At 41.5% G+C, this 16999-nt stretch carries 16 protein-coding genes; 5 read left to right on the plus strand and 11 right to left on the minus strand.

Annotated elements, in window-relative coordinates:
• Nucleotides 1-136: 136 nt before the first annotated feature.
• From fabD to F0361_RS02790, 4 genes are all read right to left on the minus strand, one after another.
• Nucleotides 137-1021 carry an ACP S-malonyltransferase gene (gene fabD / locus F0361_RS02775; RefSeq protein WP_154917132.1) on the minus strand — a complete coding sequence of 295 codons (885 nt, stop codon included), beginning with the start codon at nucleotides 1019-1021 and terminating at the stop codon, nucleotides 137-139.
• A 68-nt stretch (nucleotides 1022-1089) separates the two neighbouring features.
• Nucleotides 1090-1605, minus strand: a complete 516-nt coding sequence (locus tag F0361_RS02780) for a gamma carbonic anhydrase family protein (protein ID WP_154917133.1) — start codon at nucleotides 1603-1605, stop codon at nucleotides 1090-1092.
• A 15-nt stretch (nucleotides 1606-1620) separates the two neighbouring features.
• Nucleotides 1621-2352 carry a LytR/AlgR family response regulator transcription factor gene (locus tag F0361_RS02785; protein WP_154917134.1) on the minus strand — a complete coding sequence of 244 codons (732 nt, stop codon included), beginning with the start codon at nucleotides 2350-2352 and terminating at the stop codon, nucleotides 1621-1623.
• A complete protein-coding gene (locus tag F0361_RS02790) occupies nucleotides 2349-4550 on the minus strand; it encodes a histidine kinase (protein WP_154917135.1) in 2202 nt (733 codons plus the stop codon). The genes F0361_RS02785 and F0361_RS02790 overlap by 4 nt, the downstream gene beginning before the upstream one ends.
• Nucleotides 4551-4857: 307 nt before the next feature.
• Here F0361_RS02790 and F0361_RS02795 point away from each other — a divergent pair, with 307 nt between their 5' ends.
• Nucleotides 4858-6033, plus strand: coding sequence for a vWA domain-containing protein (locus tag F0361_RS02795; protein ID WP_154917136.1), 1176 nt, complete (start codon nucleotides 4858-4860; stop codon nucleotides 6031-6033).
• Between the two features lie 54 nt (nucleotides 6034-6087).
• Here F0361_RS02795 and F0361_RS02800 read toward each other — a convergent pair whose 3' ends face one another.
• The gene (locus F0361_RS02800; RefSeq protein WP_138258740.1) at nucleotides 6088-7116 is read right to left on the minus strand and encodes a PorP/SprF family type IX secretion system membrane protein; all 1029 of its coding nucleotides are present in this window, start codon (nucleotides 7114-7116) and stop codon (nucleotides 6088-6090) included.
• A gap of 215 nt (nucleotides 7117-7331) precedes the next feature.
• Here F0361_RS02800 and F0361_RS02805 point away from each other — a divergent pair, with 215 nt between their 5' ends.
• The 4 genes from F0361_RS02805 (at nucleotide 7332) to F0361_RS02820 (ending at nucleotide 10463) form a co-directional block, all read left to right on the plus strand.
• Nucleotides 7332-8240, plus strand: a complete 909-nt coding sequence (locus tag F0361_RS02805) for a NifU family protein (protein WP_154917137.1) — start codon at nucleotides 7332-7334, stop codon at nucleotides 8238-8240.
• 70 nt (nucleotides 8241-8310) lie between these two features.
• Complete coding sequence (locus F0361_RS02810; protein ID WP_138258742.1) at nucleotides 8311-8511, plus strand: dodecin family protein; 201 nt, start codon at nucleotides 8311-8313, stop codon at nucleotides 8509-8511.
• 362 nt (nucleotides 8512-8873) lie between these two features.
• On the plus strand, nucleotides 8874-9698 hold the full coding sequence (locus F0361_RS02815; RefSeq protein ID WP_154917138.1) for a mechanosensitive ion channel family protein: 825 nt from the start codon (nucleotides 8874-8876) through the stop codon (nucleotides 9696-9698).
• An 81-nt stretch (nucleotides 9699-9779) separates the two neighbouring features.
• Nucleotides 9780-10463 (plus strand): hypothetical protein, encoded by a 684-nt coding sequence (locus F0361_RS02820; protein ID WP_211361136.1) that lies wholly within the window; start codon nucleotides 9780-9782, stop codon nucleotides 10461-10463.
• Nucleotides 10464-10474: 11 nt separating this feature from the next.
• On the opposite strand, the gene tsaB is transcribed toward F0361_RS02820, so the two are convergent.
• From tsaB to F0361_RS02850, 6 genes are all read right to left on the minus strand, one after another.
• A complete protein-coding gene (tsaB, locus tag F0361_RS02825) occupies nucleotides 10475-11152 on the minus strand; it encodes a tRNA (adenosine(37)-N6)-threonylcarbamoyltransferase complex dimerization subunit type 1 TsaB (protein ID WP_154917139.1) in 678 nt (225 codons plus the stop codon).
• Between the two features lie 75 nt (nucleotides 11153-11227).
• Nucleotides 11228-12595 (minus strand): TolC family protein, encoded by a 1368-nt coding sequence (locus F0361_RS02830; protein WP_154917140.1) that lies wholly within the window; start codon nucleotides 12593-12595, stop codon nucleotides 11228-11230.
• 29 nt (nucleotides 12596-12624) lie between these two features.
• A complete protein-coding gene (locus F0361_RS02835) occupies nucleotides 12625-13761 on the minus strand; it encodes an efflux RND transporter periplasmic adaptor subunit (RefSeq protein WP_154917141.1) in 1137 nt (378 codons plus the stop codon).
• A gap of 25 nt (nucleotides 13762-13786) precedes the next feature.
• Nucleotides 13787-15049 carry an ABC transporter permease gene (locus tag F0361_RS02840; RefSeq protein ID WP_154917142.1) on the minus strand — a complete coding sequence of 421 codons (1263 nt, stop codon included), beginning with the start codon at nucleotides 15047-15049 and terminating at the stop codon, nucleotides 13787-13789.
• A gap of 1 nt (nucleotide 15050) precedes the next feature.
• Nucleotides 15051-16280, minus strand: a complete 1230-nt coding sequence (locus tag F0361_RS02845) for an ABC transporter permease (protein WP_138258749.1) — start codon at nucleotides 16278-16280, stop codon at nucleotides 15051-15053.
• Nucleotides 16273-16974: an ABC transporter ATP-binding protein gene (locus F0361_RS02850; RefSeq protein WP_138258750.1), complete on the minus strand. Its 702-nt coding sequence runs from the start codon at nucleotides 16972-16974 to the stop codon at nucleotides 16273-16275. Before F0361_RS02850 ends, F0361_RS02845 begins: the two co-directional genes overlap by 8 nt.
• Nucleotides 16975-16999: the final 25 nt, after the last annotated feature.

Genomic DNA, 16999 nt, shown 5'->3' on the forward strand with positions numbered 1-16999 from the left:
ATTGGACAGTGTTCCAAAAATGCCCAATACGACAAAAACAGAAGCCAATAATACCAAAAAATTGCTCCTAAACCCTTAATTAACAGATTAAAAAGCTATTTTCTTGATAAACTACCTTTTTTATGGTGTACGCGTTCTAATCCAACTCTGGGGATAGGGTCTCTGCGGAACCATCTATCTTCTTGACCAATCCCTGAAGTACTTTTCCCGGTCCGATTTCCGTGAAGATCGTTGCACCATCGACAATCATCTGTTGCACACTTTGGGTCCACTTTACGGGAGCCGTCAGTTGGGAAATCAGGTTTTTCTTGATTTCATCAGCATCGTTTACCGCAGTGGTCGTTACATTCTGATAGATAGGGCAACTTGGAGCGGCAAAATTGGTTTCTTCTATGGCGCTTGCCAACTCTTCCCTGGCAGGTTCCATCAATGGTGAATGAAAAGCTCCGCCCACGGGCAGGACAAGGGCCCTTCTGGCACCAGCCTCCTTCAATTTTTCACAAGCGCGGTTCACAGCTTCCACTTCCCCTGAAATAACCAATTGCCCTGGGCAGTTGTAATTCGCAGCGACCACGATTCCCGGTGTTTCCGTGCAGATTTTTTCAACGGTCGCATCGTCCAATCCCAACACGGCGGCCATTGTACTGGGCTGTATCTCACAGGCCCGTTGCATGGCCAAAGCCCGCTTGGATACCAATTGAAGCCCGTCCTCAAAAGTAAGGGTGCCGTTGGCCACTAAGGCACTGAATTCCCCAAGGGAGTGCCCCGCAACCATATCGGGCTTAAAGATGTTGCCCATCACCTTGCTTAAAATAACGGAATGCAGAAAAATGGCAGGCTGTGTGATCTTGGTTTCCTTCAAGCCTTCAGCAGTTCCATGGAACATGGTTTCGGTAATTGGAAAACCAAGTATTTCATTGGCGGTATGGAACATTTCCTTGGCAACGGGATATTTTTCGTATAAGTCCAATCCCATACCTACAAACTGCGCTCCCTGTCCGGGAAAAATGTAAGCGTTCATCGTTTTAAATTTAGGTTGGGCAAAAGTAAGGATAATCGTCGAAAGGTACCTTCAGTTGGTCAATCAAGTCAATTATTTTCCTTAAACCAACCGGAGTACAGTATGTAGGCTTCAGCGATTCTATTGATTTCCCCGGCGCTCAACTCCGGACTAATATCCTTGATTTTCTTTGCGGGCATCCCAGCAAAAACACTACCGGATGGCACATGTGTCCCCTTCGTCACCACGGCACCCGCAGCAATGATACTGTTACTCTCCACCACACAATCGTCCATCACGATGCTTCCCATCCCGATCAGCACATTATCCTTGATAGTACAGCCATGTACAATGGCGTTATGCCCAATGGAAACATTGTTTCCGATAGTTGTTGGCGATTTTTGATAGGTACAATGAATGACCGCTCCATCCTGCACATTTACCTTATCCCCGATTTTTATAAAATGTACATCTCCCCGTATAACGGCATTGAACCAAACGCTGCATTGATTTCCCATGGTGACATCGCCCACGATCGTCGCGTTTTCGGCAATAAAACAATCCTCTCCTATTTCTGGGTGTTTTCCATTAACCTCTTTGATCATAGTCTTCTTTTTATTTTAGTCAAAATAGGACAATAAATCCTTTTTTTTGGAGGCTGAGACCAATAATTCCTTTCCATTTGACAATACCACGCTACCGCCCTTTCCCTTCTTATATTTCACCACTTCAGTCACATTGACCAAATAGGATTTGTGGATTCTTGCAAAATGGAATTCGACCAAGGCATCCTCAAAATATTTGAGTGTTTTGCTCACCAAGATCTTTTTAGTTTCCAAATAGATTTCCGTGTAGTTATCATCGGCCTTACAATATAGGATTTCTTCCACATTGAGTACCTGAAAACCATCCTGTTGGGGAAGTGTCAGTTTTCCTTGGATACTTTTAGCATTTGTATTCAACACCTTTTCCTGCAAACGATTTTCCTTGGTTTTTACTTCCTGTACATAGTCCACCGCCTTGACCAGCTCATCAATATTTATAGGCTTGGTAAGGTAGTAGGCCGCATGGTGGTTTAAGGCATCCTTGGCATAATGGTCATAGGCTGTCACGAATACGGTCTCAAAACTGCGGTCCGGAACTTGGTCCAAAAGGTCAAAGGCATTGCCAAAGGGCATTTCTACATCCAAAAAGACCAGGTCCAAATCATTGTTTTTGATCAGTTCCAAACCTTCCTTTATGGAGGCCGCCATGCCCACAAGGTTGACATCCGGACAATATTTATGTATATAATTGCCAAGGATCTCCCTGCTATTGGCCTCGTCCTCTACTAAAATTGCGTTTAAGGTCATTTGTCTTTCTTTAAGGTAAACAGTACTTGGGTACCCTCACCGTTCGTTTTTAAATTGGAAATGGAAACCGACACCTTATCGCCGTACATATCGTTCAAAATGGCGATTCGTTGTTTTATATTTCCCATTCCCGTGGATTTCTGCTTCCGTTGGTTGACAGTTTTAAGTTCGGCTGATTTTGTCCTGCCAATACCATCATCGGACACCAATATTTCCAGTTCATCTTCATTTTTTGCCTGGACCTTCACTTCCAATCGGCCCTTTTCTTCCTTATACCTGAGTCCGTGCCAAATCGCATTTTCTATATACGGCTGGAGTAACATGGGCGGAATCTGAAACGTGGAAACATCCAGGTTTTCATCGACTTGAAGTACATAATCGAATTTATCCGGAAAGCGTGAATGTTCCAATTTTATATACAGTTCCAAAAGTTCCAACTCCTTGGTCAAGGGTATAAAATCCTCCTCTGAATTTTCCAGCACGGACCGCATCAGTCTTGAGAAATCGCTCAAGTATCTGTTTGCACTTCGCTCATCGCTCTTGGAAATATAATTGTTGACAGAATTAAGTGCGTTGAAAATAAAATGCGGATTCATCTGGGACCGTAAGGATTTCAAGGCCAGTAGATTGTTGGCTAACTTTTGTTGTTGGTTGCTCCTGTAAAAAAAGAACGCCGCCAAGCCGGTAAGCAATAATCCGAATATCAGGGAATAAATAATGTATCGTTGCCGCTTGTAACTTTCCTCGGCCAATTCCTGTTCCGTCAAGGCCAATTCATATTTACTTTGTGACAGTTCCCGCTCCTGTTCCAAGCCGATAATCCTACTCTGGGTAATGGCAATTTCCCTATTGAACCGGGCCGCCCTGGAAATTTCCTGTTCCTTCCGTATGTACAAGGTATCCACAAGGGCCACATAGTCCTGATAGGTTTCTAGGGCCCTGTTGTACTCGCCTTTGAATTCATATACTTCGGATAGTTTCCTCGTGGCATCTTTTTGCACGACTAGGTCGTTATCCGAATCCGCCTGAACGATACTCTTCTGTAGATAGGGTATCGCCTCCTCGTATTTGTCCTGCGCGATGTAGGCGTTCGCAATCTTATAATTGATGCGCTGGCTTGTGATGGTATCGCCCAGATTCATTGTTCCATCTGCTTCAGAAATGTTCAGCTTGCCCAAGGCCTCCAAACTATTCTTTCTGATGGCTATTTCCTCTTTATACTCGTTCCTTTTGTTGTAGAAATCAGCCACTTTTTCACGCTCCTGCAGTACCCTCTTTGGGGCCAATTTGCTGGCCAGTTCTACGGAATTGCCATAATAGACCTCGGCCTCCATTACCTTATTATCCTGCGCATAGGCATCCGCGATTTTGGAATTTAGATCGGTCATCTTGGGGGTAATCTGGTTCTGGGAGGCCACCTTTAAACCTTCGTTGTAATAGTCTACCGCCAATGGAGTATCGCCGGTTCCTTTCTTGATATCCCCAAAGATCTCATAGAGTTCAACTCGTTGGTAGGGCACCATATTCTTGAGTCTCTCAAGCGATTTCAACACATTTTCGGCCGCATCAAATTGATCCGTGATTTCATAGGTCCTGGCCAACATTAAGGATGTTGCTATGGTTTTATTGGCCTTTAAGGCGTCCTCAAAATTATCGATGGCCAAATCATATTGTTTGTGATGTAAATAGATTTCCCCCAATTTGGTCAGGGATTTTGCCAGTTGGTCCTTATCGCCATCGGTACCCAAAACCTCCAAGCTTTGGGCCACAAAATCGATGCTTCTGGCAATATCCGTTTTCTTATAGTATTCCGCGGAATCCAAAAAAGCCTGGTTGCTCAGGACCCTATTTCTGGACATTGAGGACCTACTTAGGGTATCATCCTTTTTACTTTCTTCAACCACCTGTAGTTTGATATCATCCCTGCTGGTCACTTGATGCCTAACAGTCTCAAAACTGGGGTGTTCCAAAATCAACCGCTCACCAATGGAAACGGAAATCCTGAATTCTCCCAGACCATTCGAATACGTAAACTGCCCGGAGCTTGTGGATACGGATACGCCCTGAATGGGTTTATTGGATTTTTGGGATTCCACCAAGCCCTTGAGTACAAATTTTGGAGTTCCGTTGTTTTGGGCCAAGCCCAAAGCGCTCACGAAAAGAAATGGAATGATTATATGTAAAAGGGATGCCCGCATCTATTTTTTTTCTGATCACATGACTGTAAACTTAGATGATTCCTAGCACACTAAAAAATGTGGATTTTAGGTAATTACCTGGATTTCCACCCTACTTTCCCACGTTACTAAAAGAAAGGTTTGGTTACCTCATCCAAAAGGCACGTTCCCTAAAAACGGTTATGTATCCAAAAAGTTTCATTCTAGGTTTACAGTGTAATCAAATCAATAAAACGATGAAACCCTCATCAAGGGATTTGATATAGTGAGTAATTCCTCTACAAAAGGAACTATTTAAAAATCAAGCTTTTAATTTAATTCAAAACGTATGAAAAAATATCAAAAAATAATGACCCTAGGTTTTACGGTACTATCCATGGCGGTAAGCTATGGATGTAAAAACGAACCAAAAAAGGAAAAACAAATCCTGTTGGCGAAAAGGGTCGAACCTTCCAATAAATCAAATAAACGGACTGTTAAAATTGCCCTGTTATTGGATACCAGTAACAGTATGGACGGATTGATAAATCAGGCGAAATCCCAATTATGGGACATCGTCAACGAATTCACAAGGGCTAAGTGCGGAAATGAAACCAGACCGGAACTTGAAATCGCTTTGTACCAATATGGCAATGACGCGCTTTCCTATAGGGAAGGTTACATACAGCAAGTTCTGAATTTTAGCAGTGACCTGGACGAGATATCAGAAAAACTATTTTCATTGACCACCAATGGAGGAGAGGAGTATTGCGGCGAGGTAATCCAAACCTCCTTGAAACAATTGGAATGGGGCAAAGATCCAGATAACTTGAGAATGATATTCATTGCTGGCAACGAACCTTTCACCCAAGGAAGGCTTCACTACAAGGATGCCCTAACCAATGCCAAAGAACATGATGTTATCGTAAACACCATATTCTGTGGAAACTACGAACTGGGCATTGAAACGCAATGGAAAAAAGGAGCCCAACTGACAGGTGGTGAATATATGGCCATAGACCATAATAGGGAAGTGGTACATATCAACACACCGTATGACGACATCATCATCAAATTGAATTCAAGGTTGAACAAAACGTACATTTCATACGGTGCCAGGGCGAGCGAATATGAGGAAAACCAAGCCTCACAGGATGAAAATGCCATGAGTGTGGGATACGGTGTGGCTATCAAACGAGCCGTTAGCAAAAGCTCCCGACTTTACAATAATAAATCATGGGATTTGGTGGATGCATCGGCCGATGCAGATTTTGAATTAAAGGAAATGGACCGAAAAAGCTTGCCCGAGGAACTAAAAGGAAAATCGGATGAAGAAATTATATCCTACGTTGAAGAAAAACGCAAGGAAAGGGAACGTATACAGGCCGAAATTGCGGAACTAAATAGTAAAAGGGAACGTTATATCCGCGAAAATCAAAAGGAAAACACCCAAGGGGAACTGGAAAGTGCTATGCTCAAGGCTATCAAGAAACAAGCGGCCCAAAAGAACTACACATGGGATTAGCTTAAACGAAAATCGGATTTATTCGGGTCTTTTACGAAGGTAAAAGGCCCTTTTTTAATTCGCGGCGGGACAGTAACAATCGTACCTTTTTTCGGGCTTGCAAAAATCGAAACCTAAGGTTATCTGGTGAAAGCCCCCATTATCAAAACGTATATCGCCCATCTGGTACGAGTAATTATAGGAGATCATAAATTTATTGAAATTTGCCCCCACGATTGGCGTAATCAATTGAAGGCGTTGCTCCCCAAAACTGGTTGCCGTTTGAAACTGTGCACCATCAAAACTCCTTCTGTAGGAAACACCGCCCCAAATCCGACCAAAATCAACATCCTTGTAAAGCTTCGCATTAATGTCCACGGTCTTTTCCTTGGTGAAATCCGTCAATTGAAAAAGCACGGAGGGTTCAAATTGCCATTCGCTTCTGCCAAATACATATCCAGCCGAAATGAGATATCTCCTAAGATTATCCACCCTGGGAACCGTTAAATTATCCGGGTCATCAGCTCGATTTATCCTATATAAGTTTCGCCTCGAAGAAAGTGCATTCAAGACGGCAAAATGCGTATAAAACTCCTGATAGGCATAGGACATTCCAAAATCCACATTGAAATAGGTCTCATTGAGCTTAATCCCTGAAATAGCAGGATCAAATGCTACGGAACGAAATTCCGTTTCATCCAAACTACTTTGAAGCACCGTTCCACTCAAACCAAAGGAAAGCTGGTTCAAGACCCGCACATCGTCACCACCCATGCGCAAATGATGGGCGTAGGTTCCTTTGAATCCAGTTTGGGAATGGTAGCCATTGGCATCGTTAAAAATGATGGCCCCTAAACCGCTGGGGGAGTCTCCCAACCTAAAGTGCCCGTTTAAGGTCTGTAAGTTTGGGGCATCATCCACATCAAACCATTGCTGTCTCGCCGTAGCCCTGATTTGGCCGCATTCCGTAAAACCCGCCATGGATGGAAATACCAGATAATAATTATCCGCCAAATAATCAAAATATACGGGAATCCCTTCTTGACCATTGGATTTTAATCCAAATAATAGGAAGGAGAACAACAGGAACAATTTACATCTCATGTCAAGAATTTGGGGTAAAAGTGTAAATGACACTAAATATAATGGTTAACGGTACAAACAGTACATTATTATGTAGGTATAAACTTAGAATTCCTTCGTATTTTTGAAACCCGCATCGAGGGATTTGGTATGGTTAGCTAAATACTATAACAAAAGGTAATTACTAATTATCAGATTATTGACATCCATTTAAACGTATTATAAAATTGGAACACATGAAAGAGTACAATATAACGGTCGTAAAAACCAAGAATCCTGCCATATTGAAGTTTGAATCCAACCACATGTTGGTCAAACGGCAAAACTATGAATTCAAAAATATAGACGAGGCCAAAAATTCCCCATTGGCACAACAACTTTTTTACCTACCCTTTATCAAAACGGTATACATTTCAGGGAATTTCGTTGGTATGGAACGGTACGATATTGTCGAATGGGAGGATGTTAAGGACGAAGTGGCACAGCAGTTAGTGGAATACCTAAATGCCGGGGAGCCCGTGGTCATTGAAGCCGAAACCGACAAGCCCATCGCCGTGACCGTATACGCTGAGGTTACCCCAAACCCCGCCACCATGAAATTTGTAGCCAGTAAAAAAATCGTAGGGTCCATGTTCGAGTTCAAGAATATAGATGAAGCTAAACACTCCCCTTTGGCCACACAGTTGTTTCAATTTCCATTTGTAAAACAAGTTTTTATCGATGACAACTATGTATCCGTGACCAAATACGAAGTTGCCGAATGGGACGATATAACAATAGAGCTAAGGGAACTTATTAGAAACTTTATAGCGGAAGGCAGGGATATTGTAACCACAAATGCTGAACCCATACAAGGAAACCAAGCAGCGGACCCCACCCAGAATATCATCCAAGATGAATTGGACGATACCTCTTTGGAAATCATCGATATTTTGGAGGAATATGTAAAGCCCGCGGTGGCGAGTGACGGTGGGAATATTCTGTTCAAGTCCTATGAGCCCAACAGCCGAACAGTAAACGTTATTTTACAAGGAGCCTGCAGCGGTTGCCCATCCTCGACCTATACCCTGAAAAACGGCATCGAGACCATGTTGAAAAACATGATGGGCGATAGGGTCAACGAGGTTGTCGCCTTGAACGGGTAAATAATGCCCGTATTAGTCGTATTTCCAACTTAGATTCCGTAACTTCAAGGAGATCTAAAAAACACTAATTATGGCAGTTTTAAAAGTTATAGAAGTATTGGCTAATTCCGATAAAAGTTGGGAAGACGCCGCAAAAAATGCAGTGGCCCAAGCCTCAAAATCGGTTAAGAACATTCGTTCGGTATATATTAACGAACAAAGTGCAACCGTAGAGGATGGAAAAATGGTAACCTACAGGGTAAATGTAAAGATCACCTTTGAGGTGCAATAAGTTTTTTGCATTTGACCAATATTGAAGAGGCTGTTTAAAAAGTAGTTCTGAATGTCATATTGAGGGTGTCGAATTATTATAACATACTGATAATAAAAAATCGGTTTCGATGCCCAACCTGATAACTATCCCAAATAAGACATTTTAGACAGCCTCTTTTTGTTTATAATTGACAATCATCGAATCTCTGTGAATAAAAAGACTGTTCAAAATTTCCACTTTCAGAATTGCATTTGACTCAAAAAGAACAACCTTTGACTCGTCTGGTTTAAAACCAACCGCCTTAACATTAGTTTAATGAAATAATTTTGATTGGACTGTTCCAAATTTTTAAGTTGTCGCCAAAACTATTTAAAACAACTATGGAACAATTCACCAACTATCAAGAACATCTGGATAATGCTATAAAATGGTTCTGGGACGCACTCCCCAATTTGATTGCCGCCATCATTCTCTTGTTTGTAGGAATCTATGCGATACGATTTACGAACAAAATGGTCCGCAAATTCTTTGCTAAAAAAGATTATGACCCTTCATTGGAATCCTTTATTCAAAGTCTAATATCCATTGCCCTAAAGATTCTACTTTTTGTAGTGATTATCACCCAACTCGGTGTGCAATCCTCATCTTTGGTCGCCATCATTGGTGCTGCCGGTTTGGCCATTGGTCTTGCACTACAAGGGTCCCTTGCCAATTTTGCAGGTGGAGTACTTATCTTGTTGTTCAAGCCCTTTAAAGTGGGGGACTTTATTTCCGCACAAGGAGTTGATGGCACGGTGAAGGAGATATCGATTTTTACTACCAAGCTAAAGACTTTTGGAAACCAGGTTGCAATTGTGCCAAACGGTCAATTATCGAACAACAACATCATAAATTATAATGCCGAGGACACCCGAAGGGACAAAATAGACGTAGGTATTGGTTATGGTTCCAACATCAAAAAAGCCAAGGATATACTTTTGGCAATTTGTATAGAAACCGATACGATTTTAAAAGATCCCGCACCTGAAGTATACGTTGGGGAACTAGCTGATAGTTCTGTCAATTTAACACTCCGTTTCTGGGCCAATAATGACGTTTTCTGGAAGGCACATTTCCATGTGATGGAAGAAATAAAACACCGGTTCGATGCGGAAGGTATAGAAATTCCATTTCCACAAAGGGTTGTTCACGGAACCTCTTCATAAACCATCTAAATCTATTTTAAGGAATTTTAGAAACAGGACAAAAAGTTGATACTTGAAAAATAATTAACTATCTTTCTTAAAATGAATAAGTTATATTTTTTATTTATGTTTTTTTTGTCCTTAGGATATGGACAGGTGATTGGTAATGGTGATGGTATTACTACTGATGTTCAAGTGGGTATTGTTTACAGGGAAGTACCTATTGAAGGTAGCGCCTACATAAATGATATATATAAAAACGGAAAAATTTACATTAACGGCGTTGTGAGATCAGAGGCCTTAATGCGATTCGATGCGGTAAACGAGGCAATTGAAATTCTAAATGAAAATGGTAAGCCAAGAAAACTTTTTCGACAAAATAATATAAAGGTCACCTTTGATAATTTGATATATGAAGTAGATGAATATATGGAAGGTGAGAAAACGAAAATGGCCTATTTCAATCCTTTGAACAGTGGTGACGTCAAACTTTTATTTAGGCCAAAAAAGGTATTTTTACAAGCTGAAAACCCTGATAACGGCTACGATAGTTTCTCCCCACCTAAATACAAGGATGTTTCTTCTTACTACCTTAAATTCGGGAATAATCCGGCAGAATACATCAATCTTTCCAAAAGAGCTATAATAAAGGCGCTAGGGCAATACGAAAAAACTTTGAAAGATTATATTTCGACACAGGAACTAAATCTTAGAAATCAAAAGGATGCCATTCAATTGATTCAATTTTTCAATACCCTTAAAAGTGATTTAAAACCAGAACTTTAAAACGGTATTTTTTATTGTTTTTTAGTCGATGTTGTCAAAAAATCCTTTAAATAATAGGGTTCAAAATACGCAACGTCCTCAAATTCAAATTTCTTATACTTTTCATAAGTTAGTTTTGCCATTTCCTTAGCTGATGGAACAGCATCCATATAAAATTCGGCATTGACATTGGGTAGTGTTTGCTTTATTTTTTCAGCACCGGAACCAATAAAATGGATTTTACTTTTTGAAAGATAGTCTTGGAAGGATTCCAAATCTACAATTTCAGCCTGTGTGTTCCTTATTTGGTTCAAATCCGCATCGAATACTGCTGAATAGACTTCCATTCTTCTGGCATCCAAAACCGAGACGATAGAATCCCCCTTGGTTACATCCAGTTGGCCAGCCAAGCTTTTTAAGGTTGCAATGGAAATCAGGGGAATATCAAGGGCAAAACAAAGCCCCTTGGCCGCTGAAACACCAATTCTAAGGCCTGTATAGGAACCAGGACCCATACTCACGGCAACGGCATCCAAATCACTCATTTCGTACCCGGACTCATCCATGCTTTCTTTAATGAAAACATGTAATTGTTCCGCATGGGAGTAACTTGGTGTGTTGTTTTCCTTTATGGAAACCATTTCACCGTTTAAGGACAAACACACGGAACAGTTGGTAGTAGCCGTTTCCAAGTTTAAAATCAATGCCATTTGCCAAAGGTAGATAATAACCATAAAAAAACCTGCAATTCAATATTACAGGTTTTTTTATGATGGGTCAGTCTACTAGTTCAAGACAACTGGGAGCCCAAAATAAAATTCCAATATCTTAATCCTGAAAATATAGTCATATTTGGTCCGTATAACATCGGCTTCGGCATTGTCCACGCGGGCCTGCGCCTGACTATAATCGAAGGAATTCATAAGACCTACTTCAAAACGCTCCTTGGCGTATTCAAAGGCCAATCTTCTTGCCTCTAGGGTTTTCTCAGCAGCCTCATATGCCTTTGCGGAAGTTTTCACCGCAACGTAGGCTTGGTTAACCGTATTTTCAAGATCTAACTTATCCTGTTCAAATTGCAACTTTGCACGCTCCACATCTATTTTCGCCCTATCAATATTATTCCTAGTGCTAAATCCATTGAAAATAGGAACGCTCAGCTGTACACCGTAGGAAACGCCATCGAATATCCACAACTGATCCGTGAAGTTGGGCGTAAAGAATTCGGGTGGAGATCCAGGTGGAAGACCGGCAACGGGTAATTGAGCAACATCTGAATATCTAGTTCCATAATTGGCAAATGCGTCTATAGTGGGCAATAAAGCACCTTTCCGAATTTGAAGGTCTTTTTCAGCTACTTCTACATTTGCTTTGGAGAATTTAATATCATTCCTAAATTCCAAGGCTTTTGCAAAGATAGTACTTGGGGAATTCGATAATATTTGCGAGGGAGGCACCTCATACGATTCATCGGCCGTATCAAAATTTTCGTAATCAGTAATCTGCATCAACTGGGCCAAAGCAATTTTTGATATCAAAACCTGTCCTTCTGCATTTACAATTTGTTGCTGCTGATTGGCTGCAGTGGCCTCAATATCCAAGAGATCTCCCATTGGTACTACGCCAGATTCCACCAATTCCTTGGTTCGTTTTAAATCCTGTTCCGTAACCGCATATTGGGCCTGGGCTACCTTAAGACTTTCTTTGTTCGAAATTACCTGCAAGTAGTTATTTGCAACATTTAATCGAATGTCGTCCTTTAAATCTTCCAATCGATACTGATTGGCAATGGTATTCAATTTAGATCTGTTCATTTGATGCACATCGCGCATACCATTAAATAGATTTACACCTGTGGTGATACCGGCATTTACGTTATTTTGAGTGCTATTCGTTGGTAAGTTGGTTGTTGGATTAATAGAGAAACCAGTGTTACTTGAAAAAGAGGTATTGGCATTTAGGTTTGGCAGAAAATTTCCAAAAGCATCCTTTTCATTGATTTTCGCATTCTCCAGATCCAGTTCAAACTGCTCAACGGATAAGTTATTTTCCACTGCATAGGTGACACATTCCTCCAAGGTCCATTTTTTGTTTTGAGCCATGGAAGTACCTGCTACCAAAAGCAGTAGTAGTGTGGTTATCGTATACTTCATTTTTTGATTTTTATTTTGATTGATGATGATTATTCTGTTTCTGTTTCTTCCTCACCTTTCTTGATAGGCTCTGTTTTGTTCCAGTGTTTTACTTTGTCATCCTTTGTCAATCCGGATATCACCTCCACATTCACCCCATCTGAAATACCGGTTTCTATATCCCTTCGCTCAAATTTTTGCTCTTCGGCGGAGCCTACCGCTACCTCTACGTAAGGTTTATCGGTTTCCTTGTCAAATTGTAAAACCGCCTCTGGAATTACCAAAATACTATCCTTTTTCTCCAGTACGATGGAAGCATTGGCACTGTACCCTGCACGGATAAAGACATCGTCTTTCTCCTCTACATCGCCTTCTATCTTAAACTGTACGGCACCTGTCTCCTCAACACCCTTTGGTGCTATAAACTTCAATTTAGCATCCAACTCAACATCCTCCACGGCTCCCAAACTTATCTTCAAAGGTGTCCCAACTTGCAACTTTCCAACTTCTCCTTCATCTACCTTTCCTTCAAAAATCATCTTGCCCAGATCTGCAATCGATGCAATGGTTGTTCCATCGTTAAAATTGTTACTTTGGATAACCTGATCTCCTTCTTCCACGGGAATTTCCAAAATAGTACCGTCCACGGTAGCCCTAATATTGGTATTGGCGGTGGATGATCCACCTGCAGAACCACGAAGGATTATCTGGTAATCGTTTTGCGCATTTTCAAGTTCCAGTTTTGCCTGGTCATAAGTCAACTGGATGTTCTGGAAATCCTGTGCGGAAACCACACCTTTATCGAACAAGGTCTTGTTTCTGTTAAAATCGAGTTCTGCGTTGCCCAAAGCAACCTTCGCATTGTTTACCCGTCCACGTGCTTGGAACAAGGCTTGTTCGTTAGGAACGACCTTTATCAAGGCAATCAAATCGCCAGCCTTTACCTTGGCCCCTTCTTCCAGGTATATTTTCTCGATAATCCCTGATATTTGTGGTTTTATTTCAATTTCCTCTTCCGGAACAACCTTTCCGGTAGCCACTGTCTTTTTCTCAATACTGGAAATAAAAGGTTGACTGGTATCATAGGTAATGGCAGATTTGCTGTTCGATTTAATAAAGAACACCGCGGCCCAAAGTGCTCCCAGCACCAAAACTCCTATTAAAATATATTTTACGATTTTGTTCATTTTTAAGTGTTTATTTAAATGGTTGTTATTCTTCTCTTAATGCATCTATTGGTTTTATACTTACTGCTCGTTGCGCCGGTATCAATCCGATCAGGGTTCCAAGGATCACCATAATCAAAAGTGCCCCAAGCACATAAGGAATTGGTACTGTTGGATTTGTATATGGAAAATCCAAATCCTTGGTAAGATTGTTTATGATGGACAATACACCTGCGCCCAGTATGATTCCCATAATTCCGGCTATCATAGTTAGAAAAACGGATTCCAGAATAATCTGGTTTCTGACTTCGGCAGGCGTCGCGCCCAAGGCACGCCTCACCCCCAATTCCTTGGTCCGCTCTTTTACGGATATCAATAATATATTTCCGATACCGATAACACCCGCAAGAATCGTTGCCAAACCAACAACCAAGCTCAAAAAGGTCATGCCCTTGGCAAACCCGGACACCCTTGCAAAGGCTTCACCCAAATTAAAGGAACCAAAGGCCCTTTCATCCTCTGGATTTACCCGATGGATATTTCTAAGCAAGGCCTTAACATCCTTCTCCACTTGAACCACATCCACATCATCGTAGGCCGCTATACAGAAATAATCCACATTTTCCCCGGTATTGTAAAGTTTTCTGAAGGTTGTAAAAGGAATAAAAATCGCAGCATCGCTATCAAAGCTTACGCCTTGTGAAAGTTTATGTATCCCTACAACCTGAAAATACACGTCCCCGATTCTTATGTACTGACCAATGGGCTCCTCATCCTTATCAAAAAGCTCCTGTACATTTCTTTCCCCTATTACACAGACCTTTCTGGCCTGGGCGATGTCCTCGTCATTGATAAACCTACCACCATCAAAAATCTGTTTGGTGGCAATTTTGGTATAGATAGGATAGTCGCCATTTACCGGATACGTTCCCGATTTTTGACCTCTGACCGTAAATACGGGTTCCGTTCCAAAATTGCCCAAATTGATCCTGGGTGCTATATAATTGATTTCCGGTATTCTATTTTCCAACATGGCCGCGTCACCCAATTTCAATTGCATGGGCCTGCCTGTTTTAAATCCTTCGTAGGGCATACTTGTATTCTGTCCCCATACGAACATACTGTTCATGGAAACACTTTCAAATACCTTTTCAAAACCATTGTCCATTCCTTTGGCGGCTCCTGACAAGGCTATATAGATAAATATGCCCCATAGAACCCCAATAATGGTAATGATGGTCCTGGTCTTGTTCTTACTGATAGAACCGAATATCTCTTGCCACGTATTTCTGTCGAAAATAAACTTCATATTATTCGTCCCTTAGTGCCACAATTGGTTTTATTCTTGCCGCCCTTCTAGCGGGTATATATCCGGCCAAACCTCCAAAGAAAATCAGGACAATGGTCGAAAATATCGCGGTTCCCATATTAATGAATGGATTTGTAATGAAATAATCCTCCAGGGTATCCCCCAAGGAACTTAACATGGCCACCCCTACAATCATCCCGAAAATACCCGAAATGGTAGTAATGAAAACCGACTCCAAAAGTATAGTACTTATAACGGATCTAGGGGTTGCGCCCAAGGCCTTACGAATACCTATTTCCTTGGTGCGTTCCTTGACCACAAACACCATAATGTTACTGATTCCAATTATCCCGGCAATGATAGTCCCAAATGCCACAAATGCAACGATGATTTGCAATACCCCGGCAAATTGTTGGTTCTGCTTCAACTGATCCGCAACATTTCTGATAAAGAAACCTCTTTCATCGTTTGGGTCAATGAATTTTTTCTCCCTCAAAAAGTCGCCTAACTTTCGCTCAAAAGTCATGGCCCCGGCATATCCTATTTCGGTTTTGAAGCCAATCACGATTTGGTCTACCTTATCTGTATTTTTTTCTATCAATTGTCTTGTAGTATAAGGTATGTATATCCTTCGTTCCTCATCGTCCCCAGCTTCATCCTGAAAAACCCCTATTACCTTAAAGGCACTCCCCGTAATATCAATATATTTTCCTAGCGCATTTTCATTTTTGAACAAATCTTGCTCCACCAACCTTCCTATCACTGCGTATTTGGCCTTTTCCTCTATGTCCACTCGATTGAGGTACCTACCTTTCATTATGACGGTCTTTTCCGCAAACTGGTAAGCATCACTCACACCCCGGGTCGTGTAATTGTTCGATTCGTTTTTATATTTTACCATACCGCTACGATCCACCCTGGGTGAAATATATTCCAAAAACAGCGGGAAAGACTCCTCAATATCGGCTAAATCGGTATTATCGAACTCTATTTGCCTGTTGGATTTATATCCTTTGTAGGGTTTTGAAGTTCTACCCGGAAACACAAAAAATGTGTTCGTGGCATCATCCTCAAAAAATTCGTTGAAGGTGTTAATAAGTCCGTTTCCAAAACCATAAAGAACAACGAATATCAAGATACCCAAGGCCACAGTAAACCCGGAAAGGAAGGTCCTTAACTTGTTTTTCTGTATGGTCTCGAATATTTCCTTCCAGTTGTCCCTACTAAACATATTGTTCGGCCCTTACCTGTTCCACCTTTTTATCCTCTACGATGACACCGTCCTTTAGATGCACGATTCGTTTGCACATATGGGCGATATCCTCCTCATGGGTCACCACCAAAATGGTATTGCCCTGATCGTTGATTTTCTGGATAAGGTCCATTACTTCATAAGAAGTTTTACTATCCAAAGCTCCTGTGGGCTCATCCGCCAAAAGCACCTTTGGTTCCGCGGCCATGGCCCTGGCAATGGCCACGCGCTGTTTCTGTCCACCAGAAAGCTCGCTTGGCAAGTGCGTCGCCCATTGTTTAAGGCCTACTTGTTCCAGATATTTCAATGCTTTCTCCTGACGTTCCTTCCTTCCTACCCTTTGGTAATACAGGGGTAGGGCCACATTCTCCGCAGCGCTTTTGTAGTTTATCAAGTTGAAGGACTGAAAGATAAACCCCAAGAACTTGTTTCTGTATTGGGCCGCTTTCGTCTCGTTCAAATTTTTGATGGGCACACCATCAAGGGTGTAGGTACCCTCGTCCAACTCGTCCAACATCCCAAGGATATTTAACAAGGTGGATTTTCCCGAACCCGACGATCCCATAATGGCGACCAATTCTCCTTCTTCGACTGAAAAATTGATTCCTTTGAGTACGTGCAGGGAGTTTTTGCCCATTTTATAGGACTTATGAAGATTTTTAATTTCAATCATGTTGGTTTTGGTTTTAGACCTTTAA

The organism is Maribacter flavus (assembly GCF_008386635.1).
Lineage (GTDB): Bacteria > Bacteroidota > Bacteroidia > Flavobacteriales > Flavobacteriaceae > Maribacter > Maribacter flavus.

Excerpts from the sequence above, each read along its gene's own strand:
- F0361_RS02815 (WP_154917138.1), top strand. The coding sequence starts at position 8,874 with ATGGAACAATTCACCAACTATCAAGAACATCTGGATAATGCTATAAAA.
- F0361_RS02835 (WP_154917141.1), bottom strand. The coding sequence starts at position 13,761 with ATGAACAAAATCGTAAAATATATTTTAATAGGAGTTTTGGTGCTGGGA.
- F0361_RS02845 (WP_138258749.1), bottom strand. The coding sequence starts at position 16,280 with ATGTTTAGTAGGGACAACTGGAAGGAAATATTCGAGACCATACAGAAA.
- F0361_RS02790 (WP_154917135.1), bottom strand. The coding sequence starts at position 4,550 with ATGCGGGCATCCCTTTTACATATAATCATTCCATTTCTTTTCGTGAGC.
- F0361_RS02850 (WP_138258750.1), bottom strand. The coding sequence starts at position 16,974 with ATGATTGAAATTAAAAATCTTCATAAGTCCTATAAAATGGGCAAAAAC.
- F0361_RS02840 (WP_154917142.1), bottom strand. The coding sequence starts at position 15,049 with ATGAAGTTTATTTTCGACAGAAATACGTGGCAAGAGATATTCGGTTCT.
- tsaB (WP_154917139.1), bottom strand. The coding sequence starts at position 11,152 with ATGGCATTGATTTTAAACTTGGAAACGGCTACTACCAACTGTTCCGTG.
- F0361_RS02810 (WP_138258742.1), top strand. The coding sequence starts at position 8,311 with ATGGCAGTTTTAAAAGTTATAGAAGTATTGGCTAATTCCGATAAAAGT.
- F0361_RS02780 (WP_154917133.1), bottom strand. The coding sequence starts at position 1,605 with ATGATCAAAGAGGTTAATGGAAAACACCCAGAAATAGGAGAGGATTGT.
- F0361_RS02800 (WP_138258740.1), bottom strand. The coding sequence starts at position 7,116 with ATGAGATGTAAATTGTTCCTGTTGTTCTCCTTCCTATTATTTGGATTA.
- F0361_RS02820 (WP_211361136.1), top strand. The coding sequence starts at position 9,780 with ATGAATAAGTTATATTTTTTATTTATGTTTTTTTTGTCCTTAGGATAT.
- F0361_RS02830 (WP_154917140.1), bottom strand. The coding sequence starts at position 12,595 with ATGAAGTATACGATAACCACACTACTACTGCTTTTGGTAGCAGGTACT.
- fabD (WP_154917132.1), bottom strand. The coding sequence starts at position 1,021 with ATGAACGCTTACATTTTTCCCGGACAGGGAGCGCAGTTTGTAGGTATG.
- F0361_RS02795 (WP_154917136.1), top strand. The coding sequence starts at position 4,858 with ATGAAAAAATATCAAAAAATAATGACCCTAGGTTTTACGGTACTATCC.
- F0361_RS02805 (WP_154917137.1), top strand. The coding sequence starts at position 7,332 with ATGAAAGAGTACAATATAACGGTCGTAAAAACCAAGAATCCTGCCATA.
- F0361_RS02785 (WP_154917134.1), bottom strand. The coding sequence starts at position 2,352 with ATGACCTTAAACGCAATTTTAGTAGAGGACGAGGCCAATAGCAGGGAG.